This is a genomic window from Halomonas cupida (assembly GCF_900142755.1).
In the GTDB taxonomy this organism is placed as follows: domain Bacteria; phylum Pseudomonadota; class Gammaproteobacteria; order Pseudomonadales; family Halomonadaceae; genus Halomonas; species Halomonas cupida.
On record NZ_FRCA01000001.1, the window covers coordinates 518,708 to 544,078 of the forward strand.

The 25,371-nt window shown below is 59.5% G+C and carries 21 protein-coding genes and 2 pseudogenes; 9 read left to right on the forward strand and 14 right to left on the reverse strand.

The window, feature by feature from the left end:
* Window positions 1-509: 509 nt before the first annotated feature.
* Both BUE38_RS02215 and BUE38_RS02220 read left to right on the forward strand, forming a co-directional pair.
* Complete coding sequence (locus BUE38_RS02215; RefSeq protein ID WP_084541664.1) at window positions 510-1,319, forward strand: helix-turn-helix transcriptional regulator; 810 nt, start codon at window positions 510-512, stop codon at window positions 1,317-1,319.
* Window positions 1,320-1,366: 47 nt separating this feature from the next.
* A complete protein-coding gene (locus tag BUE38_RS02220) occupies window positions 1,367-1,813 on the forward strand; it encodes a carboxymuconolactone decarboxylase family protein (protein ID WP_073433379.1) in 447 nt (148 codons plus the stop codon).
* Between the two features lie 6 nt (window positions 1,814-1,819).
* Here the strand turns inward: BUE38_RS02220 and BUE38_RS02225 are convergent, their stop codons facing one another.
* From BUE38_RS02225 to BUE38_RS02235, 3 genes are all read right to left on the reverse strand, one after another.
* A complete protein-coding gene (locus BUE38_RS02225) occupies window positions 1,820-2,290 on the reverse strand; it encodes a secondary thiamine-phosphate synthase enzyme YjbQ (RefSeq protein WP_073433380.1) in 471 nt (156 codons plus the stop codon).
* Window positions 2,291-2,434: 144 nt separating this feature from the next.
* The gene (locus BUE38_RS02230; protein ID WP_073433381.1) at window positions 2,435-4,468 is read right to left on the reverse strand and encodes a sensor domain-containing protein; all 2,034 of its coding nucleotides are present in this window, start codon (window positions 4,466-4,468) and stop codon (window positions 2,435-2,437) included.
* A gap of 663 nt (window positions 4,469-5,131) precedes the next feature.
* Window positions 5,132-6,352 carry an MFS transporter gene (locus BUE38_RS02235; protein WP_073433758.1) on the reverse strand — a complete coding sequence of 407 codons (1,221 nt, stop codon included), beginning with the start codon at window positions 6,350-6,352 and terminating at the stop codon, window positions 5,132-5,134.
* A gap of 153 nt (window positions 6,353-6,505) precedes the next feature.
* Here BUE38_RS02235 and BUE38_RS02240 point away from each other — a divergent pair, with 153 nt between their 5' ends.
* Window positions 6,506-7,540 (forward strand): AraC family transcriptional regulator, encoded by a 1,035-nt coding sequence (locus BUE38_RS02240; RefSeq protein WP_084541666.1) that lies wholly within the window; start codon window positions 6,506-6,508, stop codon window positions 7,538-7,540.
* A gap of 20 nt (window positions 7,541-7,560) precedes the next feature.
* On the opposite strand, the gene BUE38_RS02245 is transcribed toward BUE38_RS02240, so the two are convergent.
* Entirely contained in the window at window positions 7,561-8,961 is a 1,401-nt protein-coding gene (locus BUE38_RS02245; protein WP_073433382.1) for an aminotransferase-like domain-containing protein, read from the reverse strand.
* A gap of 149 nt (window positions 8,962-9,110) precedes the next feature.
* Between BUE38_RS02245 and BUE38_RS02250 the strand changes: the two genes are divergently transcribed.
* Entirely contained in the window at window positions 9,111-9,710 is a 600-nt protein-coding gene (locus BUE38_RS02250) for a LysE family translocator (RefSeq protein WP_073433383.1), read from the forward strand.
* A gap of 90 nt (window positions 9,711-9,800) precedes the next feature.
* On the opposite strand, the gene BUE38_RS02255 is transcribed toward BUE38_RS02250, so the two are convergent.
* From BUE38_RS02255 to BUE38_RS02275, 5 genes are all read right to left on the reverse strand, one after another.
* Complete coding sequence (locus BUE38_RS02255) at window positions 9,801-11,528, reverse strand: OFA family MFS transporter (protein WP_073433384.1); 1,728 nt, start codon at window positions 11,526-11,528, stop codon at window positions 9,801-9,803.
* Between the two features lie 218 nt (window positions 11,529-11,746).
* Window positions 11,747-13,714, reverse strand: coding sequence for a sensor histidine kinase (locus tag BUE38_RS02260; protein ID WP_073433385.1), 1,968 nt, complete (start codon window positions 13,712-13,714; stop codon window positions 11,747-11,749).
* A 3-nt stretch (window positions 13,715-13,717) separates the two neighbouring features.
* Window positions 13,718-15,073: a sigma-54-dependent transcriptional regulator gene (locus BUE38_RS02265; RefSeq protein ID WP_234986736.1), complete on the reverse strand. Its 1,356-nt coding sequence runs from the start codon at window positions 15,071-15,073 to the stop codon at window positions 13,718-13,720.
* 101 nt (window positions 15,074-15,174) lie between these two features.
* Entirely contained in the window at window positions 15,175-15,567 is a 393-nt protein-coding gene (locus BUE38_RS02270; RefSeq protein ID WP_073433387.1) for a RidA family protein, read from the reverse strand.
* A gap of 13 nt (window positions 15,568-15,580) precedes the next feature.
* The gene (locus BUE38_RS02275; protein WP_073433388.1) at window positions 15,581-15,826 is read right to left on the reverse strand and encodes a hypothetical protein; all 246 of its coding nucleotides are present in this window, start codon (window positions 15,824-15,826) and stop codon (window positions 15,581-15,583) included.
* A 165-nt stretch (window positions 15,827-15,991) separates the two neighbouring features.
* On the opposite strand from BUE38_RS02275, the pseudogene BUE38_RS23210 reads away from it, so the two are divergent.
* From BUE38_RS23210 to BUE38_RS02280, 4 genes and pseudogenes are all read left to right on the forward strand, one after another.
* Window positions 15,992-16,232, forward strand: a pseudogene (locus BUE38_RS23210) (transposase); the annotation flags it as partial.
* 1,462 nt (window positions 16,233-17,694) lie between these two features.
* On the forward strand, window positions 17,695-17,835 hold the full coding sequence (locus BUE38_RS22820; protein WP_159438836.1) for a hypothetical protein: 141 nt from the start codon (window positions 17,695-17,697) through the stop codon (window positions 17,833-17,835).
* Window positions 17,836-17,944: 109 nt separating this feature from the next.
* On the forward strand, window positions 17,945-18,121 hold the full coding sequence (locus tag BUE38_RS22825; RefSeq protein ID WP_159438837.1) for a hypothetical protein: 177 nt from the start codon (window positions 17,945-17,947) through the stop codon (window positions 18,119-18,121).
* A 218-nt stretch (window positions 18,122-18,339) separates the two neighbouring features.
* Window positions 18,340-18,498, forward strand: a pseudogene (locus BUE38_RS02280) (integrase core domain-containing protein); the annotation flags it as partial.
* Between the two features lie 125 nt (window positions 18,499-18,623).
* Here BUE38_RS02280 and BUE38_RS23445 read toward each other — a convergent pair.
* Window positions 18,624-18,893 carry a DUF1153 domain-containing protein gene (locus tag BUE38_RS23445; RefSeq protein WP_073433389.1) on the reverse strand — a complete coding sequence of 90 codons (270 nt, stop codon included), beginning with the start codon at window positions 18,891-18,893 and terminating at the stop codon, window positions 18,624-18,626.
* Window positions 18,894-18,958: 65 nt separating this feature from the next.
* On the reverse strand, window positions 18,959-20,824 hold the full coding sequence (locus BUE38_RS02290; RefSeq protein WP_159438838.1) for a cation:proton antiporter: 1,866 nt from the start codon (window positions 20,822-20,824) through the stop codon (window positions 18,959-18,961).
* Between the two features lie 186 nt (window positions 20,825-21,010).
* On the opposite strand from BUE38_RS02290, the gene BUE38_RS02295 reads away from it, so the two are divergent.
* Window positions 21,011-21,358 carry a DUF3024 domain-containing protein gene (locus tag BUE38_RS02295; RefSeq protein ID WP_073433391.1) on the forward strand — a complete coding sequence of 116 codons (348 nt, stop codon included), beginning with the start codon at window positions 21,011-21,013 and terminating at the stop codon, window positions 21,356-21,358.
* A gap of 75 nt (window positions 21,359-21,433) precedes the next feature.
* Here BUE38_RS02295 and BUE38_RS02300 read toward each other — a convergent pair whose 3' ends face one another.
* From BUE38_RS02300 to BUE38_RS02310, 3 genes are read right to left on the reverse strand one after another with little or no spacing between them, the layout of a single operon-like run.
* The gene (locus BUE38_RS02300) at window positions 21,434-22,345 is read right to left on the reverse strand and encodes a hydroxymethylglutaryl-CoA lyase (RefSeq protein ID WP_073433392.1); all 912 of its coding nucleotides are present in this window, start codon (window positions 22,343-22,345) and stop codon (window positions 21,434-21,436) included.
* Between the two features lie 42 nt (window positions 22,346-22,387).
* On the reverse strand, window positions 22,388-24,502 hold the full coding sequence (locus BUE38_RS02305; protein ID WP_073433393.1) for an acetyl/propionyl/methylcrotonyl-CoA carboxylase subunit alpha: 2,115 nt from the start codon (window positions 24,500-24,502) through the stop codon (window positions 22,388-22,390).
* Window positions 24,499-25,359, reverse strand: a complete 861-nt coding sequence (locus BUE38_RS02310; RefSeq protein ID WP_073433394.1) for an enoyl-CoA hydratase/isomerase family protein — start codon at window positions 25,357-25,359, stop codon at window positions 24,499-24,501. Before BUE38_RS02310 ends, BUE38_RS02305 begins: the two co-directional genes overlap by 4 nt.
* Window positions 25,360-25,371: the final 12 nt, after the last annotated feature.

A 25,371-nucleotide genomic window follows, 5' to 3' on the forward strand; every position in this document is an offset into this window, starting at 1 on the left:
TGGGAGGAAGGGCACTGGTATCGCGACATGACAATGAGACGCAGCATCGCCCGCCATGGTCGCTGGCCTGCAGATTGCGGCCAGGAGGGGCGGAATGAGCGATACTGGGCTGTCCATCGCGGTGTCTGATCCTGAAAAATGACGCCTGCCCGGTGGCACAATGGCGGGCAGGGGAAGTGCGGGCCGGTACTTGTCAGGGGACTGGCGAGAACAGCGCAAACGGGGCTCGACGCAATGCGGAGCTCATCACGAATAGGCGAATTCCAATGCCAGCCAGGTACAAGAACGGAACCGGCTGTGCGGCGCAGCAAAGTATACGCCTGTCATTCATCTGGTGCAGCTGATGTGGCGCATTTTTTAAAGCTTTCCGTGCCATGCTGATAGCATCATATGCACCAGGTGGGTCGGGCGTCGGCAGCATCCACCGGTGTCTACTCCGGCATCCGGGCATAAACCGGCAATGGTCAGGTATGCCGGAGTGAGGCAATGGCAACCACGGGCAAGGACTCATGATGGGGGATGGTGCGTCACCACTGGTCGAACTGCCGACGTTGAGGCTTCCGGAGCTCAGCGTACGCCGTTGGTTGCCATCACCAGGACTGCGGCCCTGGGTCGATCTCTACTGGTTGGCCGAAGGCCAGCAGTTGTCGGCGGTGACAGCCTATGGTTACGCCGATGGCGGGACAACCCTGCGCCTTGATGGCCTGGATTCGCCCCGGCCCACTGCACGCTGGGATGGTCGCCCGGCCAGTGCTGTGCACCATTTCTGCGTTCTGCATCATGCCATGGGCGTGCGTCTGCGTCCCGGCGGAGCCTGGCAACTGGCCAGTGCTCGCCGACGCGGGCGGGACCTGATGGAGGTACTGGATGCCGGCCCGTCATGGCTCGATACGCTGAGTGAGCAACTGGCCGAGTATCGAGGGCTATACCAGCGCCTGCAGTACCTGGACGATTTTCTGTCTCGAGTGGCGCGGGACAACGGAGCAGGCATCGAGACCGTGCAGCGGGTACTGCCGATTCTCGCCCGGCAGCAGGGACCGGTCGATGACTGGCAACATCAGCTGGGCATTACCCGCCGCGGACTCGAACGCGTCTTCTCCCGCCAGGTGGGGATGTCTCCGGGACAACTGGCACTTGCCTGGCGCCTCAAGGCGGCGCGTCAGGCACTGGCCGAGGGTACGACTCCTATCGTCAATATTGCCATGGACACGGGCTTCCATGATCAGGCCCATTTCACCCACAGTTTTCGGCGTTCCGTCGGCGAAACCCCCGGTGCCTACCGGCGGCGTAAACGGTCGCAAATCTACAATCCTGACTGAGTGAGATACGAGAGTATGGCCTGGTCAAATCGTCAGGAGACATGACCATGTCCACACAACTCAGTCGCGAACAGTTCTACGCACAGCAACCTGAAATTACCCGTTCGCTGGTCAAGCTGTACGAAGCCAGCACCAGGAAGTTCGATGAACGCCTGGTATGTCTGGTGCTGCTGCGCAGCTCACAACTCAACGGCTGTGCGTTCTGTCTGCACATGCATGATGAGCATGCTCGGCGTGTCGGCGAGACACCGGATCGTCTGGCGCAACTGGCCGCGTGGCACGAGGCCCGCTGTTTCAGTGAGCGCGAGCGGGCGGCGCTGGCCTGGACCGAGGCGCTGACGCAGCTTGCCATCCAGGCTCCGAGTGAAGCGCAGAAGGCCCAGTTGGCGGAGCATTTCAGTGTCGAGGAACAGGTCAATCTGAGCGCCTTGATCGTGACCATCAACGGCTGGAATCGTATTGCTGTCGGCTTCTCGTTTACGCCGGGGGAATGATCGCGGTCAGCGTGCCCGATAGGGATCCGGTGCGCCATCTTCCGGCCGCCAGCGGTTGCGCTCGCCATTCAGGGTCAACACCAGTTGGCGGGCGCCACCCTGGTCACGGTGTTCACACAGGTAGATTCCTTGCCAGGTGCCCAGTGCCAGGCGGCCCTCGGTGACCGGGATGCTGACACTGGAGCCCAGCAGGCTGGCCTTGAGATGGGCAGGCATATCGTCGCTGCCTTCGTAGGTGTGGCGATAGTATGGCGCATCTTCCGGCACCATCTGATTGAAGTGGCTTTCGAAATCCTCACGTACCGTGGGGTCGGCATGCTCATTGATGGTCAGCGATGCCGAGCTGTGCTGGATGAACACATGCAGCAGGCCGGTACGTGCCTCTGCCAATGCTGGAAGCGCTCGTACGATGTCGTCGGTGATCAGGTGGAAACCGCGTGGACGCGGCGCAAGGCGTAGAGTCGTCTGATGCCACATGGTGCTGGAAACATCTTGTGAAGGGCTGGGGTACTATCGTAGCGCATCGAGGACGGAGAATTCGATGCACTTCAGCGGCCGCCGGTACCCGCGCATGACTCATGGTAGTGAGCAGAAGTGCTCCGGCGTGGGTGTCGAGGTGAGTCAGCCCGGGGATTGGTATTGCTGCATCCACTGCAGCGCTCGCTCTGCCGGCATCGGCGCGGCGATGCCATAGCCCTGGGCCCGGTAACAGCCCAGCTGTTGTAACCGTCGGCAATGGGCGGGGGACTCGGCTCCTTCCGCGACCACAGTGAGCCCGAGACGTCGGGCAATCTGCATGACACCTTCCACCACCACGACATTACGTTCATCGCTCAGCAGTCCCTTGATGAAACACCTGTCGATCTTCAGTGTATCGATCGGGAGCTCAAGTAGCTGTGCCAGCGACGAGTGACCGGCTCCAAAGTTATCCATCGCCAAGCTCAGACCGAGAGTTCGGCAGTGGGCCAACGAGTTTGCCACGGGGGCCGCGCCATCCGCTGAGTCCTCGCAGCGGAACTCCAGTTCCAGTCGGGTCGGGGACAATTCTGGATAACGGCTCAGGATACCTTCCAGGCGTTCGCCGAAATCAGGCTGACTCAGATGTTGAAGACTGATATTGAAGCTGACTCGTGGGCTGACTCCGAGCTGCTGCCACTGACGCAATTGGCGCAGGACCCGCTCGATTACCCATTCGCCGAGGCTGCTGACCAATTGAGGATCCTGCACCATGGGCAGGATGTCCACGGGCATCACCAGACCATGCGGAGGCTGTGGCCAACGCAGCAGCGCCTCGAATCCCAACAGGTCTCCGCTGGCCAGGTCGATTCTCGGTTGGTAATGGAGGGTGAGTTCGTCATTGGCAAGGGCGGCTTCCACTCGCTGCTGGTGGCGGCGTTCCGGCAGGCCCAGACTGGGGTCAAACAGTTGATAGCGGTTCTTGCCGCTGTTCTTGGCCCGGTACATGGCCTGATCGGCGTGGCGCAGCAGAGTATCGGCATTTGCATTGTCCTGCGGATACAGAGTAATGCCGATGCTGACGGTGATGCATGCTAGACATTCTCCGATGGCAATCGGTTGAGTGAGGGTCTGTTGCATGCGCTGGACAGCCTGTAGACACTCGCCGTGATCATGTAGATCGGCCAGCAGGACGGCGAATTCATCGCCTCCCAATCGAGCCAGCAGATCGCTGTCGCGAATGACACCCTGCAGTCGCCTGGTGATCGCAACCAATACATCGTCGCCGGCGGCATGGCCAAAGCGGTCGTTGATCGGCTTGAAGCCATCCAGGTCGAGATAGCAGACGGCCAGCAGCCCGTTATGCCGACGCGCTCGATCAAGTGCCCGCTCGAGGTGTTGGGAGAAGTACTGGCGATTCGGTAAACGGGTCAGAGCGTCATGGGTGGCCTGGTACTTGAGCTCATTCTCGTGGCGCTTCAATTCGGTGATGTCCGAGAAGATGATGGTGCAATTGAGCACCTGTTCCCTGGCATCGCGGACGAGTGACATGGAGAGATGTTGAGGGTATATCTCGCCGTTGCGGCGTCGTCCCCAGAGCTCGCCTCTCCAGCCGCCGTGCTTGATCAGGTGGCGCCAGATTCGAGTGTAATGACTCCGACTATGGCTCCCCGAGTCGAGCATCAAGGGGCTTTGACCGATCACCTCGGTTCGAGAGTAGCCCGTGAGACGAGTAAAGGCGGGGTTGACGTCGCAGATGCGGTTGTCCGCGTCAGTGATGATGATGCCTGCGTAGCTGGAGGCAAAGACGCTGGCCGCCAGGCGCTGTTGGTTCTCGGCCCGGCGCAGCTCGGTGAGGTCATGGCCTATGCACAGCATATCGCCACTGGGCAGGGGAATGTTGGCCCACATGGTGGTGAGCTGTTTGCCATCCCGAGTGGAGGGATACCATTCCCGAAACATCTCGCCATCGGCAGAAGCGATGCCTTCCAGTACGTCCTTGTATTGTTCTTCCTCGGGGTAGAAGAGAGCCAATGGATGTGGATGTGCCTTGATCTCTTCGGCTGACCAGCCGAAGACCCTGACGCATTCCTGGTTCCAGAGGATGCAACGCCCTTCCTTGTCGAAACCATCAACCATCAGCGGTGCCTGATCGAACAACAAGTCGAACAGCTTCAGTAATGAGCGTCCCTGCTGCATGTCCGGGCTCATGATCATAGTGAGACCTGTTGGATGAGACTCGTACCACTATAGACCTGGCCAGAGAAGGATGAATAATGCGCTTTTTCTGCATTAGTTAACGATTACCTGTGAGTATCTCTCCGGGTCGAAGCGCAGGCAGGTAGCCATCAAAACCACTGTCACCAGGGCAAGGAACGCCCATGCACTCGAGAAGGTGCCGGTCAGGTCGCGAATGAACCCCGCACCCAGAGGCGAAAAGGCTGCGATGAAATAGCCGATGCCTTGCACTCTTCCCGAGATATTAGCCCGGCATGCTTTCATTATGGGTGAATGGCGGGACAGGGATGTGCCGCCGAAAATCAAATCGATCAGGATGCGCTATTTGATTGCCATGTTAATAGTTCGACGACAGGGCCGATGGCGGCCATGGATGGCCGAAGGCTCAAACCGATCAATACTGCCAGCGGCACGATACTGATGATCGAGGGAAGTGGTCGTGTGCAGTTCCTTGTGCGAACTGAGTATCCATCCGGGCTCCTGTTCAGGGATGTGGCTTGGGGAAGCCTGGTGCGTCTTGCACCAGGCTCCGGCAGCCTAATACCTCAATCCAGCTTTAGGTCAAGAGGCCCGGCAGAGGAGTTCTCGCAAGGAAACGCCGGCGGAGAACCGGCGTTGAGTGGGTCAGGGGTGGATCCCGTCCGTGTGGCCGACGGGAGGCACCGGTTGAGTCCTCACACGAGTGGCGATCAGAAATGCCACGAGCAGCAGCAGGGTACCGCTGAAGGCAAAGGTGCCCAGCACACCCTGCGCATCGAACAGCACCCCACCAACGGCGGCACCGGCGGCGATGGACAATTGGATCGAGGCGCCAAGCAGTCCCCCTGCACTTTCAGCCTCGTCGGCCACAACCCGCGTCAGCCAGGTGGACCAGGCCACTGGTACGGCACCGAAGGCCAATCCCCAGAGTGTGATCATCAGCGCGTCGGTCCACAGCGAGAACCCGCCCAGAGTGACCAGCAGCCAGGCAATGATGCCCATCGTCAGTGGCATCGTCAGCAGGGTCAGGCGCAGGTGGTGCTCCAGCCACCTGCCGGCCAGCAGGGTGCCGGTGAAGTTGGCCAGGCCGAACGCCAGCAGAGTGGTGGAGATACTCTGGATACCGGCCCCGGAAATCTGCTCGAGAAAGGGGCGCACATAGGTGAAGAAAGCAAAGTGTCCGCAGAACACCAGCATCGCGGCGAAGATGCCCATACCGATTCCCGGTCTGGCCAGCACATCGACAAGCGTACGCAGTGGAGTGGGACGTTGTGGGGGCATCGAAGGTAGCGTCAGGACCTGCACCACCAATGTCATCACAGCCAGTCCCGTGGCGATCAGGAAGACATTGCGCCAGCCCAGCATGTCACCCAGAAAGCTACCGAGTGCCGCAGCGCTGATGGTAGCGATGGGGACACCGGTGAAGATCAACGATAGTGCTCTTGGCACATCCTGTTCACGCACCAGGCGCATTGCCGTAGCGACCGAGAGGGCCCAGAAGCCGCCCAGCGCAACACCCAGCAGGACACGGCCGAACAACAGCCAACCCAGGCCGGGAGAGAAATAGACGATCAGGTTGGCGGCAATCAAGATGATGGAAAAGGCCTGCAGCACATATCGTCGGTCGAGGCCTCGCGTTGCTGAGGTCACCAACAGACCGGCTACCAGCGCGACCAGAGCGGTTACGGTGACGGCCTGGCCCGCCTGGCCTTCGCTGACCTGCAGGGAGTGGGCCATCGGTGTCAGCAGGCTGGCCGGGAGAAATTCAGACATCACCAGACTGAACACCCCAAGCGCCAGTGATACGACGGCGCTCCATGCCGACTCACTCTGTTGTGGACGGTCTTCGTGGCTGGAATCGGTCATGCAGATATCTTGTGGCATCGTCTTGCTTCCATGACTTGGGATCGGGATGGAAGCAGCGTAAAGTAGCAGGGCAATACTAACTATCATTGAAGGTCTTGGATGTTTGATAGATCGTCCTGACTTGGTTCTGTCGGCCCGACGGAGAGTGCCTCGATGGCAAGTACTTCAGTGGAAAGTGTCTCAGTGGCAAGCACTTCAGTGGCAAGCACTTCAGTGGCAAGCACTTCAGTGGAAAGTGCTTCAGTGGAAAGTGCCTCGAATGAGTGGATCAGCGAGCTACTGCTGGGGATGCGTCTCTCCGGCCTTGATTACCGCAGGTTCCAGATGGCGCCGCCGTTCGGCATCCGCTTCGATATCCAGTCCAGTTGTGCGCAATTTCATTTCATTGCCCAGGGGCCTGTATTCCTCAATACCCCGGACGCCGGTGTACTGCGGCTGGAGAGCGGTGATGCCGTGTTGCTGCCGCGGGGAGGCCATCATCAGTTGCTGTCGTCGCAGGATGTGAAATGTCGTGACATCAATGGCATCGAGACAATCCCGCTGTGTGAAGCCTTCAGTTGTGTCACGGATTGTCCGGATGGCACCTGTCGTAGCCGGGACGTGCGCATTTTCAGTGGCCGAATGACTTTCGATCTCGGTGGCATGCACCCCTTGATTTCGCTGATGCCCAGGGTCATGCACGTGGGCACACTGCTGGCACGCTACCCGGAAGTCCTGCCGATGCTCGAGGCCATGGAGCGTGAGTCGCGTCTGGAGCGGGTGGGGGCCGCCGGTATTCTGGCGCGGCTGGCCGATGTAGTCGCCGCCTGCATTGTGCGTGGCTGGGTGGAATGTGGCTGTGGTGATGTTGGCGGTTGGCTGGCAGCACTGCGTGATCCACGGTTGGGGGCCGTCATTGCCGCCGTGCACCGTGAGCCGGGGCGCGACTGGAGCGTGGCCAGCATGGCCGCCGAGATGGGCAGTTCACGCTCGGTATTTGCCCAACGCTTCCGTGAAGCGCTGGGCATCTCTCCGCTCAACTACGTCACTCAGTTGCGCATGCGCCTGGCCAGTCAGTGGATCACCGAGAAGGACATGTCGATCGACCAGGTGGCCTGGCAACTGGGATACGGCTCCCAGGCAGCCTTCAGTCGAGCCTTCAAGCGCGCTACAGGCAAGACACCGGGATCGCTGCGCCATCCTGCATGAGCCCGGTGCAGCAGGAGTGGTCAGAGCGTACTCCATGGGCTGGTGTCACCACGTTCGAGTACCTCGATGATGATCTCCAGTGCCTTCTCGAGAGCATCGCGGGTATGGGGTGAGCCGACGCACAGCCGGATCGCCTGGGGGGCGGGTTCGCTACCTGTGCAGAAGGGTTCGGGGGTCGATACGCGAACGCCGGCACTCTCGAGTAGCGCATGTACTTCGCTGGACCGACGGCCCTCCGGGAGAGGCAGCCAGATGTTGGACCCTCGCAGCTGGCCTTGCGGCCGGTAGCAGGCGAGACGTTCCGAGGCCCGTTGCTGACGGTATTGCTGCTCCTCGGTCTGCCAGGCAATCAGCTCGTCGGCCCGCGGGGAGGCAATCCAGCGGCAGGCGGCTTCGGCCATCAACGGAGGTGCCATCCAGGTCTCGGCACGCAGCGAGCTGGCGATGCGATCACGCAGACGTTGAGGCACCTGCAGGGTGCCGACTCGCAATCCTCCGGAAAGCACCTTGGCGGTACTGAATACATGCAGGGTCCGCTCTGGTGCCAGCTCAAGCAGGGAGGTTCCTCGGTCCTCGGGGGGAAGATACTGCACGTGGTCCTCCAGCAGCCAGAAGTCATGCCGCCTGGCCAGTTCTGCCAGCTGTTGGCGACGCTCCTCGCCCAACGCGATGCCTGTCGGGTTGTTCTGATCCGGAGTGATATAGACCAGACGCGGCACCTGACGCTGGCACAATCGCGTCAGGGCGTCGATGTCCATGCCGTCATCGTCGAGGGGAATTCCTGCCGGCTTGAGGTAGGCATGGCGCACCGCCGCATTGAAGCCGGGGTAGGTCAGGGCATCGGCCGCGACCAATTCACCTGGCCGAGTCAGTGTGCGTAAACAGAGGTCGAGTCCGTGCTGTCCGCCCTGGGTAACAACCAGTTCGCCTCGGGTCGTGAATCCCAGATGCTCAAGCCAATCAGCAAGCGCCTTGCGGTGGGCGGGGTTACCGATATCCGCCTGATATCGGCTGGCCATGGCAATGGCATCGGGGTCCTGACAGATCTCACTCAGGGCATCGCGCAGACACTGCTGTCGCCAGGTGTGATGGGGCGCGAAGCTCAGGCTCATGTCGATCATGCCATTGTCTTCGCCCTCGACGTGCACATCGAAGGACAGGCCGGCACTTTCCTCGTCACAGACATAGGTGCCGCTGCCCACTCGGGACTGTACCCAACCGCGGTGTTGGGCTTCGTTGTATGCCCGGGTGATGGTGCCAACGGTGACTCCCAGGGCATCGGCCAGCTGTCGCTGGGGTGGCAGACGCTCGCCCGGCGAAAGATCCCCGGTAGCGATGGCGCTGCCGATGGACTCTGCAATCTGCCGGTAGCGGGGAGCCTGACGAGCACCTGATTCGAGTTCTGGTATCCAGATTGTCATGGTGACAATAAAACCTTTGACGTCAGAATTGACCCTATTATGCTGCTTGTATGTCGGAAATTGTAGTGCAATGTAGATAATTGTATGGGTGCAATGTCCAGGCAACTTTCAGCGCCCAATATCAGAATGGAATGTCAGGAAGGAATGTCATGCAGGACTTGTCTTTTGTGGTACCCGTCACCCTGTTCATGCTGTCGATGACGCTGACGCCAGGCCCCAACAACATGATGTTGACCGCCTCCGGTGCCAACTACGGGTTTCGGCGCACTATGCCTCATATCCTGGGCATCAATGCGGGGTGTTTCATACTGTTCACTGCCGTGGCGCTGGGGCTGGGAGTGATCTTCGAACGTTTCCCTGTGGTGCAGACGGCGCTCAAGATCGTCGGCAGTATCTATCTGCTGTATCTGGCGTGGAAGATTGCCACGGCTCCGCCACCGGAACTCCGCCGCGACGGGGCCAGGCCCATGACATTCTGGCAGGCGGCGGCCTTCCAGTTCGCCAATCCCAAGGCCTGGGTCATGGGGATTGCGTTGATGGCGAGCTTCCTGCCCGAAACCGGTAATCCCTGGCTGAATGCCTTCATCGTGGCGGCCTTTGCCGAGGTGGTGGCGTTTCCCTGCATCTCGCTGTGGGCAGGTTTTGGCACGGCGGTAGGACGTGCGCTCAAGACGAACACCAGTTGGCGATGGTTCAACGGCGTCATGGGGGCAATGACGGCGGCCTGTGTATTTCTGATTTTGGGTTAATGCTTCGTGGTGCTGATGAAAAATCCGCTCATGGAAAGGGCCGACGCCTGTTGCCAGGCGTCGGCCCTATTTGTGCTACATGCTGTCTGATCAGTGCTGTTCGGCGCTCTGCAGCGTCTGCTCACGGTGGTGATGGCGTTCATTGACCGGGCGCAGCAGTAGATTGGCGAAGAATGCGACCACCAGTAGTGCCGCCATGCAGTACATCGTCGTGTTGTACAGGCTGGGAGTCGGATCCGCGGTGCCGGGGGGGACGATTTCCATCAGCTTCGAGACGGTCACCGTCCTGGTGGCAACCAGTTGTTCCAACTGGTCGATCGAGGCTCCGAACTTCTCCGCAAACACCGCCGGGTCGACCTTGCTTGCCAGGTTCGAAATGGCCTGACCCACCGACACCTCGCGTAGCGATGTGATGGCCAGTGGACCCAGCACCCCTGCAGCCGACCATGCGGTCAGCAGTCGGCCATGTATGCCGCCGACGTGCATGGTACCGAACATGTCTGCCAGGTAGGCGGGGATGGTGGCAAAGCCACCTCCATACATGGAGAAGATGATCATGGTGGCGATATAGAAACCGATCAGATAGATCACATTGGCACTGTCTGCTCCTGCCGTGGCAAAAAATGGCAGCGAGAGATACAGCAAGGTGCCCAACACGAAGAAGCAATGGTAGGTATTCTTGCGCCCGATATAGTCCGAGGTGGAGGCCCAGAAGAAGCGACCGCACATGTTGAAGACCGAGATCATCAATACATACGTCGACGCGAAGGCGGCAGTGACAATCATTGGCATGGTGGTGCCATAGATCTCGCTCATCATCGTCTTGGCGACACCAATGACACCGATGCCGGCGGTAACGTTGAAACACAACATCAGCCACATCTGCCAGAACTGTGGTGTCTTCAGTGCCTGATCGATGTGTACGTGCTCGCTGGTGACCATGCGATTGGTCTTCTCTTCCGGTTGCCAACCTTCCGGCTTCCAGTCGGCTGCCGGCACACGGTACATGAAGGATGCAACCAGCATCACGCACAGGTAGACGATGCCCAGGGTCAGGAAGGTCGCAGACGCACCGGTATCGCCGGTACCCACCACGTAGACACCGGCCTCGCCACCGTAGGCTGCCGCCTGTTCCACCGACGCGATCACTACCTCGACCTGGCCCGATGCGGTTTCAGCGAAGCGTCGGCCTCCTTCGGTGATCACCGTGACCGCCGACTCTGCCCCCAGATACTCGGGGGCGCTGGCATAGAGCGACAGCAGCCAGTCCTTGACGGGAGCGGCGATCATGGCGCCACCACCAAAGCCCATGATCGCCATTCCGGTCGCCATACCGCGGCGGTCAGGGAACCAGCGAAGCAGCGTCGAAACTGGTGAGACATACCCCAGGCCAAGGCCGCAACCGCCGAGCACACCATATCCCAGGTAGATCAGCCAAAGCTGATGCAATGAGATACCCAACGAGCCGATGATGAAGCCTCCGCCCCACAGGAGGGCGGCTACCACGCCAACCATGCGCGGACCGACCTCTTCCAGCCACTTGCCCGCAAAGGCGGCGGCCAGGCCGAGAAAGACAATCGCCACCGAGAAGATCCAGACCACGGATGACAGGCTCCAGTCGTCAGCGGCGGGAGCGACCACCCCCATCTCACTGGCCAGTGGAAGATTGAATACCGACCACGCATAAACCGAGCCGATGCAGAGGTGAATGGCGATCGAGGCAGGTGGTACCCTCCAGCGATTGAAACCGGGTTTGGCGACGATGTTTTCCTTGCGCAGGAACGCCAGACGGCCGCCGGGTGTATTGTTGTTGTTCATGCTTCCTCCTTGCTTAGCGTCGTCATTCGAGACGCTGCGATCACAGTTGCCCGGGAGGAAGTCTGGTGGTCGACTACTGGCGTCGCCAACTATCTTTAGTATTAATTTCAGATGGTTATGTGCATTATGTCCGTCGGTCCAGGCATTCTTTCAGCCCTTTGAGACATTCTGTCCGCTGGAGGGGGTGTGAGCGTTGGAGATCGGGACATTCTGTCCCTTCAGATGATATCGGCGGCAGGCAACACAATATCAAAACGGCTGCCGGCGCCGGGAGTGGAGGTGGCCAGAATACGTCCGCCGGCTTGTCCGACAAGCTGCTGACTGATCGACAGTCCCAGGCCCGTGCCCTGGGCCTGCTTGGTGGTGAAGAAGGGGTCGAATATGCGTCGCAGTATCTCGGGGGGAATACCGACTCCGGTATCCTCGACACGAATCACCACATCGTTGCCTTCGTCGACGACGCTGAGCGTCAGGGTGCCGCCTTCAGGCATGGCGTGGATAGCATTGAGGGCGAGATTGATGATGACCTGCTGAAGTTCGGTCTGTTCCATCAGCACCGTGCGCTCCGAGCTCAGATTCGTTTCTACTGTGACCCGTGCCTTGTCGAATTGCCTCTGAGTCAGCACCAGGCAGTCACGAGCCACCTGCGCAGGCACGACCATGTTGGTGGCCCCGGAGAACTCCGTCGGGCGTGAGAATTGCAGCAGTTTCGAGACAATGACACCGATTCGGTAGATCTGGTCATCAATCAGGCGGAGCTCGGTCTTGACCTTTTCGGCATCGGCGCCGAGTAGATCGCGGGCGACATCGAGGTTCCCCTGGATCACCGCCACCGGGTTGTTGATCTCATGCGCGATACCGGCGCTGATCTCGCCAACCGCGGCGAGCTTTTCGGACATGATCAGACGCTCGGTGGCATGTTCCAGTTTGCGATTGGCCTCCTGGAGATCTCGGGTTCGCTCCTCGACCTTGTGCTCCAGGCTTTCGGCCCAGTCTCGCAGTTGACGATCGCGCTCCTTGACCGCGTCCAACAGCTCGTCAAGGTGGCGTGCTACCTGGGCGATCTCGCCACTGCCCCTCTGGGGGCCGTTGCGGGCATCCAGGTTGCCGGCTTCGACACGGGAAATGGTATGGGTCATGCGCTCCAGTGGCAGGAAGATACGTCCCGCCCAGCGCAGGAATATCGGCACCGAGATGGCGGCGACAAACAGGAAGATCAATGACAGAACAACAAAGCTGGCGATCTTCTCGTGTCGAAAGGGAGCCTCGAGAAAACCGACGTACAGCATACCGACGCGTTCGCCTCTGCTGTCGGTAACGGGTTGATAGGCGGAGACATACCAGTCATTGACCACGAAGGCACGGTCAAGCCAGGTCGCGCCCTCGTCCAGCACTTGTTGACGAACTTCCGTGGACACTCGGGTCCCCAGCGCACGCACATCCTCGAACAGTCGGACATTGGTGGAGATCCGCACATCATCGAGAAACAGTGTCGCCGTCCCCTGGCTGCCTTCGGGCAGGGAACGGTCTCGATAGACCAGCGCGTTGATGGTGTCGATGAAGTCCAGGTTGCGATTGAGCAGTAATCCGCCGACCAGTGCTCGGTGTTTGCCGTCGACGGGTGGGACGGGAGCCGCGGAGTGAATGATCATGCCTTGCTGTTCGATACTGCGATCCGTCGGCTGGGCGGCCTCGGTCGGTACCAGTGGAATGGCAGCGCGTTCTGCGAGACCGGGAGCAAGGGCGTCGAGTTGCTGCGCGTCGAGGATATCGATAGCGCTGCGCGGTCGGCCGGAGAGCGCATCGTTGATTACCGGCCACTCGCCGGGAACGAAACCTGACGCCAGAGGGCGGCCGTCGGCAAGATACAGGAAGTCCAGACCGAGTCTCTGCCGTTGCTGTTCCAGCCAGGCATCCGCTGCGTCCGAGCCTCGGGCGTCGGAGAAGGCTTCTGATGCGGCCAGAGCATCGAGCTCCTTTACCGAGTTGTCCAACAGGTGTTGGAGGTATTGTTCGGCGATGGTCAGGTCACTGTTCACCTTGACGATCAACAGATTATCGAGCTTGTTTGACCAGCGCAGCATGGTGCCGCCCAGCAACAGCGGAACCAGCACCAGCATGGGTAATAGCGCGATCACCAGCAGGCGTACTCGCACCGAGTGCAGCAGTGGTCGCGCTCTCGCCATCTGCTACAGCCCCCAGGCCGAGCACTTGCGGTCAATGGTCTTCCGCGAGACCCCGAGCAGGCGTGCCGCCTTGGAGCGGTTACCGCCGGTGGCCTCGAGAGCTTGCAGGATTTCGCGACGCTCCACCTGGCTCAAGGGCTCGATATGTTGCATGGCCATTGTCGGCAGGGCGAGGGTCTCCAGAGGAAAACGGCCGAAGATCAGCGAGCGTTCGATGAAGTTGCGTAATTCGCGGATGTTACCGGGCCAGTCATGTCGCAACAGAGCGGCGCGGGTGGTGGTGTCGATCTGCAACGGAGCCAACCCGAGCCGGGCAGCAATCTCGCGCAGGAACAATTCCGCCAGTTCGATGACATCGCCTTCGCGCTCGACCAGGCTGGGCATGCGCAGCTCGATGACATTGATGCGGAAGAACAGATCCTCGCGAAAACGACCCTCTGCCACCTCTCGATCCAGCGCATGGCTGGTGGCCAGTACAAAACGGAGATCCAGTGGAATCTCACGCTCCGCGCCGACGGGGCGCACCGTTCCATCCTCGAGTACCCGCATCAGTGCGGACTGGGCGGAAGGGCTCAGTCCGGCGACGTCGTCAAGGAACACCGTACCGCCCCGCGCCGAGGGCAATAGCCCTTCGCGTGCGCTGTTGGCGCCGGGAAAGGCGCCCGCGATATGGCCGAACAGTTCACTTTCCATTATGTCGGCGGGGATGGCTGAACAGTTGATTGGCACAAAGGGGTAGGCCGCGCGGTGCGAGGTGGTGTGCAGGTGGCGAGCAGCAACTTCCTTGCCGGTTCCCGAGGCACCTGTGATCAAGACCGGAGTGGTGACATCGCGAATACGTGCCAGCAGCTCGCGAGTGGTCGCGATGGCGGATGATGAACCAATCAGCTCGCGCCGTTGCTGGCCAAGGTCCTGACCGTCGAGTTCGCGCAGCAGCAGCATGTTCTCGCGGCGAAGCTGCGTCATCTGTATGCAGCGGCCGACGGCATTCAGTAGCTGATTGGAGCGAAAGGGCTTGAGAATGAAATCGGCAGCTCCAGCGCGCATGGCCTCGATGGCGGTTTCCAGGTCGGCGTAGGCCGTGATCATGATGGTGTCGGTAAACCCGCCGCGATCACGCTGTTCCGCCAGCCAGTCGATTCCGCGTTGTCCCGGCATCATGTTGTCGAGGATCATCACATCGAAATGACGTCGGTTCAGTTGCTCTTCGGCATGTGTCGCGTCCTCGGCCTCGGCGACGACCAGACAGTGCGGGGCGAGCATCTTGACCAGGAAATTGCGCATTCCCGGCTCATCATCGACGATCAGTACACTGGCGTGTTTCAGGCGCTGGGTCAGTTCTGGGTCGCTGCCATTCATATCCATTTCCGTCGCGTTCCATGTCCGTCGTGTTCCAAGCCATCCGGCTTCAAGCGTACCGCAAAGTCGGACCGATCCGGACCCAACGTCTTGAATTCGCATCAACGCTGGGGTTGACGGCGGGCGACCAAGGTAACCTCGACGCTGGCGCCTCCCGCCAGTTGGGGAGAGACGGTACAGGTTCTGGCGGGATAGAACGGCGCAGAAAACCATCGGGCATAGACCGCGTCGAAGTCCGGTTGCAGTGCGAGGTCTGTCAGATGCACATCAACACGCACGCTATCGTCGAGTGTGCACTCGGCATGGGCCAGTAGCCGTGCCAGGTGCTCCATGATCTGGTGGGTTTCTTCCCTGATATCGCCGAGGGTGGCCGCTCCGTCCGGCAGGTCGGCGGCGGTCAGGCCGGATAGATAGACGTAGTGATCATCCATGACCAGATGGCTACCGGGAAAGCTGGGTATGCCCAGCGCCGGCTCATTGTAGTGTCGCAACATGTTGCCTCCTGGTTCAGGTGTCTGCTTGAGGGTTGTCTGTGCTGGCTGGCGGCTTTTCTCCTCTGCGCGCTGCACGGTGCCTGGCCTTGTCCTCGCTGGTATCGTCGGGCACCAGGGCCAGCAGGGTTTCATCGCTGTCGGCCTCGAAGCGGGTATCTCTGGTCATGACCCGGACGCTACCATCTTCACTGTAGGCGGAGATGACCCGGGCTTCCGGGTTATCGCGTCGGTAGTCGTCGAAGGTGTATTCCTTGCTCAACCTCGTCAGCCGCAGGCACCAGCCAGCGTTGATGTGCTCGATGACGGTGTCGTAGTCGAGGTTGTTGCCGAAATAGTAGCCGCCGAGTGTTTCCGGTGCCTTGTGAGCGCTGTCGCCGATGTCGCCACTGCGAGAAGGGGCGAACTGGAAGACGCGATGGCCCGACGATGCTTGGGGAGGCGTTTGATGGGCATCTCGTGTGTGGGGTCATGACGGCTAGTGCCTTGGCCGCCGTAATGGAGGACGGCAAACAGTTCCAAATGTAGTCGAGATTCTGCAGCATCTACCGGTCTGGTGGCATGGCAATACGGCACAGGCGGTAGAGTCAATCTGCAGGGGATCAGCAAACGAGGCGAACCTGCGACAACTGTTGATCCAGTGCGCCAGAGTCTATCTGATGCGGCTGAGGCCATCGTGACCAGGCATCTGACGTTCGATACAGTGCCAAATGCGACGACAGCTGAGCCATCGCATCCTGTATTTCCTACCACGTTTCTGGTTTTGCGATAGCTGATACATGATGACGTGAACGGCCAACGAGCTTGGTGAAGAATCATGTTGCATGACTGGGCTGTGGAAGCCGCAGTTTTTCAGGGGCGCCAATAGCGACTCTCTTCAAGGCGCGGGGCATATTCCGTCGAGGCGCCGGATAGACCCAGGTAAGCCAATCTCCGTTACATCTCAGCGTTGCAAGCCCGGAGGTGACCATAGGTTCATTGAAGTTAAATTCTTCGCTATGGGTCACCTGGTGTGTGTTGCTTCAATAAAGTGTTTAGCTCTGTGATGAATAGGGCCTACTTCAGGGGCCTCCTCATGCGTTTCTCGAGCGGCTTTTCCGCCCCTTTGCCCTCGAATATATCGGACGCTTTATCCGTCATCTCGCGCTTTCACTGGCCCACCAGGCCGGATGGATCTCGAAGCGTGCAGTGATCCCTGGTCGCCTTTAAAAGCGGCAAGAGCCACCTTGGGCATGAAACCAGTGCTGCATTGTCTTGTGATCAGGTTCTCGTATCGTCCTGATCATAGGCTTAGCTTCTGGTCCATATTTCGAGGTCAACTTCATAATATGAATCCACTGCATTCGAATGTAATAGAAAATTTTGAATTAAGTTTTTGGTGTTGAATATGCATAGTTTATAGGAGATGGGATATTGAAGTGACGATAGTGAGGTGCGACGGTGATGTTGCTCTAGATGAATGATGTTCTTTTATTCTGGTTTCATGGTTTCATGGTTTCATGGTTTAGAAATTTGTTCGATATGTTGGTGTGAATTTATATTGTGGCAAAGTGCATGTGGGGATGAAAGAGAGAAGAGAGGGTATTCCTTCTTGGCGGTAGCGTGGTTAAAAGTATAATTGTAGAGTCTCGGATGTTTGATTGACAAAGAGAGGAAATCCTTTGATTGCTGCCAGAGGGCTTCTTCGTCAGTTCGTCCAGGAGCATCGAGATGGATATCAAGCTTCATAAGCAAGCGACCACCACGCCCAGAACCCGGGACGAGACGAGGGAAGTATGTTTACGTGTACTGATTGGGTAGCGTTTCATGGATTGAGCTTTATGACATGACTTATAACCTCTTTCCCAGCCATGCCGCCACTAGCTTGCGCCGCAGCCATGATGGCTCGGTGCGTAGTATTAACTGGTGGAACAATAAGAAGTATAAGTTTTTCCCGCCGATGAAAGCGGGAATGGGTGGAGGGATGTAGCGATCTCTCCACCCAGTGAAGCCACTGGGCGGGAAAACCCAACAAACAACGACGGCGGAGACGATAACAGATCTGGCCCGCAATCAGAAGGAAGTTAAAAATGCAAAATGCATATCAAACGTCAATGACTGACCTGTACAGTATTGCAGGTAGCGGCAGTGATGGCCTTGGCAGAAGAGCTTCTGGTGGTCCAGGAGGTGGAAGTGATCCAGGCAAGCACGGCGGAGTTAATGCTGCTCGCTCCGGACCGTCCTCGTCGGCACAGCAAACACTCGGGAGTGTTGCCGCTGGAGCAGCGCTAGGTGGATTTGGTGGTGGTTTACGGGAAGCTTTTGGAGGAGCTATCGCTTCCGGCGCCAATTTATAAAAATTCACTTAACATATTTGGGGCTGCTCTTGGCGGGAGGTTGAATGTATACAAAGATAAAAGGTGGGTTAAAAGTTTCTGCCGTTTGTACCCTGGCAAATATATTCTTTGATTATATTGATGGCAATGTGTTTTCACTAACCAAAGCTTTAATGGTTTTTTTGGTGGTGTTTTCAATATATGAGGTTCTTGGGTTTTTAGAGAACAAGTTCAAAAAATGACAATTGCGAAGACGTTGATAGGTGTAGGGGGTCGGATGTTCAATTGACGGAGAGAGGCTATCCTTTGATTGCTGCCAGAGGGCTTCTTCGTCAGTTCGTCGAGGAGCATCGAGATGGACATCAAGCTGCATAAACAAGCGACGACGAGACCCAAAATCCGTGCCGAGATCCAGGCAGCTCCTGCCCTCATCCCGGACATGGTGCTGGCGGAGCGCTTTGGTGTGAGCGATATGACCATCCGTCCGGGGCATCCCCAAACCAACGGGATGGTCGAGCGCTTCAATGGCAGTATCAGCGATGTGCTGGCTACTCGACGGTACGAATCAAGGAAAGACCTGGAACAAACGCTCAAGCGTTGCTGTTGGCTCTATAATCACTGCATGCAAGCAGAAAGCATATACCACCAGCCATCGACACAGTTTGACGAGTGACACCGTATGGCCATTCTGGGCCATATCCGCCTGCAACGACCTTACGAGTTCTCGTCCTCGTCGAGCAGGCGTTAGCGCGCAGATCTGCAAGTGGGCCTCGCCCAATGCCTCCCAGGTCCCCCATAACTCGGCCTCGTACTGCTCCCGGATATCCCTGGGCGGGTCCAGAACCCGTTCCCCATATTGCGCTGGGCCTCGTCAATCCAGCTGTCCTCCTCGGATACAGCGAGGTTATGTTGGCGGGCCACTTCGGCAACAGTGGTCTTACCCTTGAAGATATCGGTGACCACGGCAGCCTTGCGCCTGGCGGTCCAGCGTTTGACGGTGGGTTCTTCGTTCATTCTGTCCTTCTGATGGCTGCCCGATAGTCTGTGCAACTCTGGAGGGGGTCACTTCACCTCCTGGTTCAGGTGTCTGCTTGAGGGTTGTCTGTGCTGGCTGGCGGCTTTTCTCCTCTGCGCGCTGCACGGTGCCTGGCCTTGTCCTCGCTGGTATCGTCGGGCACCAGGGCCAGCAGGGTTTCATCGCTGTCGGCCTCGAAGCGGGTATCTCTGGTCATGACCCGGACGCTACCATCTTCACTGTAGGCGGAGATGACCCGGGCTTCCGGGTTATCGCGTCGGTAGTCGTCGAAGGTGTATTCCTTGCTCAACCGCGTCAGGCGTAGACACCAGCCGGTGTTGATGTGTTCGATAGCGGTGTCGTAGTCGAGGTTGTTGCCGAAATAGTAGCCTCCGAGTGTTTCCGGTGCCTTGTGAGCGCTATCGCCGATATCACCGCGGGACGGAGCGAACTGGAAGACACGATGGCGGCCAAACTCGGGGCCATAGTTGACGCACACCAGGGCGTTGTAATCGTCGTTGTCGGTCAATGCCACCACCGAGTCGAACTGGTTCATCTCGATATCCAGCTCGGCTTCTTCCGAAAGAATTTCACCGAAGTAGCACGGGATATCGTGACCGCGTACCGCGCGAATTCGCTTCCAGTTACGGTCGGCGATCATCACCGGCCGTCCGATGGACTGGATGGTCTCGGCCAGTCTGCGGCTGAAGGGATTGGCACCGACGATCAGTAAGCCCTTGGTACCTGTCGATTTGAGATTGAAATGACGGGACAACGGCTCCAGTGAGAAGCCGTGGAAGACCACGGTGACCGCCACGATGGCAAAGGCCAGTGGCGGCAGGATGGCGGCATCCTCGACGCCCAGTTCCACCAGCCGATTGCCGAACAGGCCGGCGATGGCCACGGCCACCACACCGCGAGGGCCGATCCAGCCCACAATCAGCTTTTCCGACAGCGGCAGCCCGGTTCCGATAAGTGACAGGAATACCGCCAGCGGGCGTACCACAAACAACACCATCAGTACGAAGACAATCTCACGCCAGCCCAGTGAGGTCAGGGTCGCGAGGTCGACATCTGCCGCGAGCAGGATGAATACCGCCGAGACCAGCAGTACGGTGATGTTCTCCTTGAAGCGTCGGATCTCATCCAATGATGCCACCGAAGAGTTGCCGAGCACCATGCCCATGACGGTTACCGCCAGCAGACCACTCTCGTGCAGCAGGGAGTTGGGCAGGGTATAGATGATCAGGACGGCGACGATCATCACCGGCACCTTGAGGTATTCGGGGATATGACCCTTGCGCAGGGCGAGGATCAGCAACCAGGCGCCGAGATAGCCAATGCCGATGGATAGCACGATGCCCAACGCCATATGGCCGAGAGTGGTGGAAAGCGAGTGCGCCGAGTAGGCGACAATCGTCAGCTCGAAGGCAAGCACGGCGGCCAGGGCGCCCACCGGGTCATTGACGATGGCTTCCCAACGCAGGATCTCGGCGGGGCGGCGCTTGAGACTGGCTTGACGCAACAGCGGGATGATCACCGTGGGACCGGTGACGATCAGAATACCACCCAGTACCGCAGCCGATGCCCAGCTCAGTCCGCCGATGTAATGGCCGCAGAGGGTCGCCAATCCCCACACCAGAGGTCCGCCAATGATGACCAGACGTCTCACTGCTGTTTCGGCATCGGCGAGCCGTGCGAAGTGCAGGGTCAGGCCGCCCTCGAACAGAATCAGCGCCACCGCTGTGGCAATCAGCGGCTCGAGCAGGTCACCGAATACCACCTGAGGCTGCAGGATTCCAGTGGTCGGGCCAATCAGCACACCGACTGCCAGCATGACCACGATGGCCGGGATCTTCCAGCGCCAGGCGATCCATTGAGCGCCAATGCCGCAGGCCCCTATCAGGCAGAAGATTACGAGAGTGGTCATGCAGAAGGCCTCCATGGCAATTCGGGACAGTAGCGGCGACAGCGCTCCCTCTGAATGAGGATAGGGCAACAGCGAGGTAACGGTCGATGCTCCAGAGCAAGGAGCGCGGGAATCGGAGGAAGGGCGAGGAGTCTCTGGTCTGAAGTAGAATGGCTATATCAACACTGGGGCACAGGAAACGGGTTTATGGCACTAAGCGAATTCGAATTGAAGCGGGTGGAGCGTGCGGTCTCCGCATTCATGGACCGAAGACGACCACCGGAGCATATCCGGGCGAAGCTGGATTTCGGCTATCGCATAGATGGACAGAGTCTCGAACTGTTCGAGATTCGTCCATGGTTTGTTGACCCTACGAAGGTCATGGAAAGGCCGTTGGCGAAGGGTACCTATGTCAAGAGTCGCGGCAGATGGAAGATATACTGGCAGCGAGCGGACTTGAAATGGCACCTGTATAAACCTGAGCCGGAAGTGAATTCCGTAGAGGCATTTCTGGCCGTTGTCGAAGCGGACGAGTTTGCCTGCTTCTTTGGCTGAGGCACGTCCGTGTGCCTTTCGGCCAATGGCTTGCTGACTTCATGGCCCGCTGACGTTGTGTTGGATAGTTGCCAGTCAGCGGCTACTCAGCGCAACGCCGGTTCTGGAGCGGTTGGGCCGTGAAATGCTGCGGCTTATCCAGTCGCCTACCGCGGCGATGCGCTCCAGATCGACACCACAGTCGATACCCAGACCATTGAGCAGATAGACCACATCTTCCGTGGCGACATTACCGCTGGCACCTTTGGCGTAGGGACAACCCCCCAGACCGGCGACGGAACTGTCGATTACCGCAACGCCCTGGTCGAGGGCTGCCATCAGGTTGGCCAATGCCTGGCCGTAGGTGTCATGGAAGTGGGCGGCCAGATGCTCGATGGGGATGTCCCGTGAGACGACTTCAATCAACCGGCTGGCCTTGAGCGGAGTACCGGTACCGATGGTGTCGCCCAGGGAAACCTCGTAGCAGCCCATCTCATATAATGCTCGGGAAACGCTGGCGACCTGTTCGGGATCGATCTCGCCCTCATAGGGGCAGCCCAGCACGCAGGAGACGTAACCACGCACGCGTACGCCGGCGGCTTGGGCGCGTTCGACGACGGGCGCAAAGCGCGTCAGGGACTCGGCAATGCTGCAGTTGATGTTCTTCTGCGAGAAGCTCTCCGAGGCGGCGCCGAATACCGCCACCTCCTTGACGCCACACTCCAGTGCGGCCCCCAACCCCTTGAGGTTGGGGGTCAGGGCGGAGTAGGTCACCTGTGGCCTTGCCTGACCCTCCTGCATCAGCGCCTGCATCACTTCGCGGTGGTCAGCCATCTGCGGCACCCACTTCGGTGATACGAAGCTGGCGGCTTCGATATGGCGATGTCCCGCACCGGCCAGACGCTCGATCAATTCGAGCTTGGTCGCCGTAGGGATCGGTTGTGGCTCATTCTGCAGGCCATCGCGCGGGCCAGCCTCGACGAGGCGAACGCTAGCGGGGAAGCTCATCTCTGTCTCTCCAGCACTCAACAAAAGGGTTTATCCTGGCCATCATTCACTGGCGCTGAAGTCGAGCAGTACGTCGCCCTGACCAACGCTGTCGCCCGGGACGAAGTGGAAGCCATCGACACTGCCGTCGTCTGGCGCATTCAGCGTGTGCTCCATCTTCATGGCTTCCATCACCATCAGGGCGTCGCCCCGTTGCACCGGGTGTCCGGGCTCGACCAGCAACGCAACTACGGTGCCGTGCATGGGCGCGGTCAGCGTGGCCTCGGATTCCCGGGCACTGGCATCAATGGCATCGATACGCCGCCACAGCAGGCGTGTCTCGCCACTCGTCTCTTGCTTCAAGGTGCCATCCTCACCCTGTACCGCGCCACTGCCGGAGGTCAGCACAATCACATTACCGTCGCGGCGAGCCAGCAGGCGTCGACGGTGCCCATCCAGAGTGATGGCCACGGCATCACCGGACAGGTCGGTCAAACATGCGGTGAACTGATGAGGTTCGCGGTTAGCGCCGGTGACGCTCAATTGCCAGGCATCGTCATCGATGCCGTGACGGCCTTCAACGATGGCCAGGCTGGCCGGAGCCAGATCATTGGCCTCGGTCGGGTCACTCAAGGCAATGCGGATACGCCGCGGGCCGTTGAGACGGAAGCCATCATGACGGTCCCAGGGCGACTGACTCTCGCGTTCGCCGGCCAACTGATACAGGGCGATCAGTGCAGCACTGGCCAGGTCCTGAGCACTGGTCTCGCGCCTGGCAAACAGGCTGGACTCGTGACGTTCGATAAAGCGCGTATCGAGTTCGGCCGCCTTGAAGGCCGGGTGGCTGGCCAGCCGCTGCAGGAAACCCCGGTTGGTGACCACGCCCTGAATATCGAGGGCGGCGAGGGCCCGGTTGAGCGTGGCCAGAGCTGCAGCACGATCCGGGCCATGGACAATCAACTTGGCCAGCATCGGATCGTAGTGCATCGAGACGCTGTCGCCGCTGTCCACGCCGCTATCGAGGCGCACCTCACGTTCGTCCAGGGCAGCCCCCTGAAGATCCAGAGCGAAGCGGGTCAGTTGACCTGTCGCCGGCAGGAAGTCGTTGTCTGCATCTTCCGCATAGAGACGTGCTTCGAAGCTGTGCCCGTCGATGACCAGCGCGGCCTGATCCTTCGGCAATGGCTCGCCCATGGCCACGCGTAGCTGCCATTCCACCAGGTCCTCGCCGGTGATCATCTCGGTCACCGGATGCTCGACCTGCAGGCGGGTATTCATCTCCATGAAGTAGAAACGCTGCGGCTCCTGAGATTGACCTTGCGGGGCGTCGAGCAGGAATTCCACGGTACCGGCACCGACATAGCCGATCTCCCGGGCGGCACGTACCGCCGCTTCGCCCATCTGCTGGCGCAGGGCTTCCGTCATGCCTGGCGCAGGAGCTTCTTCGAGAACCTTCTGGTGGCGACGCTGTACGCTGCAGTCGCGCTCGAACAGGTAGACACCATTACCGTGGCGGTCGCAGAACACCTGGACCTCGACGTGGCGTGGCTGAGTCAGGTACTTCTCGATCAGCATGCGATCATCGCCGAAGGCGGCTCGGGATTCGCGACGGCAACCGTCCAGCGCCGCCTGAAACTGTCCATCGGACTCGACCACGCGCATGCCCTTGCCGCCACCTCCTGCGCTGGCCTTGAGCAACACCGGATAGCCGATTGCCCCGGCCTCGCGGCGCAGCAGGTCATCATTCTGATCCTGGCCGTGATAGCCGGGCACCAGTGGCACTCCGGCATCCATCATGCGCGCCTTGGCCGCCGACTTGTCACCCATCGCTGCGATGGCCGAGGCGGGAGGGCCAACGAAGACGATACCGGCCTCCTCACAGGCCTGGACAAATTCTCCGTTCTCCGACAGGAAGCCGTACCCTGGATGAATGGCGCCGGCGCCACTGCGTCGGGCTGCCTCGATCACTTTCGAGATGTCCAGGTAGCTCTCCCGCGCAGGAGCGGGTCCCAGGCGGATTGCCTCATCGGCCTCACGGACATGGCGAGCGTCGGCATCGGCATCGGAATAGACCGCAATGGTGCGCAGGCCCATGCGGCGCGCGGTGCGCATCACACGGCAGGCAATCTCGCCGCGGTTGGCCACCAACAGGGTATCGAAGCGGGAGGTTGCGCTCATGAGCGGGGCTCCTGGGTTGTTACAGAACAGCTCGGTATAGAACGGTTCGGTACAGGGCGTTGCCAGGCCGGTGGGCGCTTGTCGAGAAAGCTTGCCAGCCCCTCCTGACCCTCGGGGCTGACACGTAATTCACTGATCACCCGACAGGTATGCTCGCGGGTGTCGTCACTGTCCGGAGCTCGCGCTACCTCGGCAAGCAGCGCCTTGGTAGCGCGACTGGCTTGAGGCGAAGTGGTGAGCAGCGTATCGATCATGCTGTCGACAGACGCATCCAACTGATCGCTGGCGACAGACTGATGGACCAACCCCAGGTGTTCAGCGGTATCAACGTCGATGACTTCGGCAGTCAAGGCATAGCGGCGCATCTGTCGACTGCCGATGGCACGCTGAACATAGGGACTGATCACCGCCGGTGAGAGACCGATGCGTACCTCCGACAGACAGAATCTCGCCCGCTCGCTGGCAATCACGATGTCACAGCAGGCCGCCAGGCCCACCGCGCCACCGAAGGCGGCGCCCTGGACGCGGGCAATGGTCGGGCAGGGCAGGGTGTCGAGACCTTGCATCATCGCCGACAGCTTGCGTGAATCCGCCAGGTTGTCATCGAGATGGTAGTCGACCATGCGCTTCATCCAGTTGAGATCAGCACCGGCCGAGAAGCTCTTGCCCTCGGAACCCAGCACCAGTACGCGGACCGTACCTTGCTCAGCCTGCTGCCTGACGGCATCGAGATGCTGGTTGATCTGTTCGATCAAGCGGTCGTCGAAGGCGTTGTGGACCTCGGGGCGGGTCAGGGTCAGCCAGGCAACGCCTCGAGAGTCGATCTGAAGCTTTGCAAGGCTTGTTGTGTCTGTCATATACAGCGACCT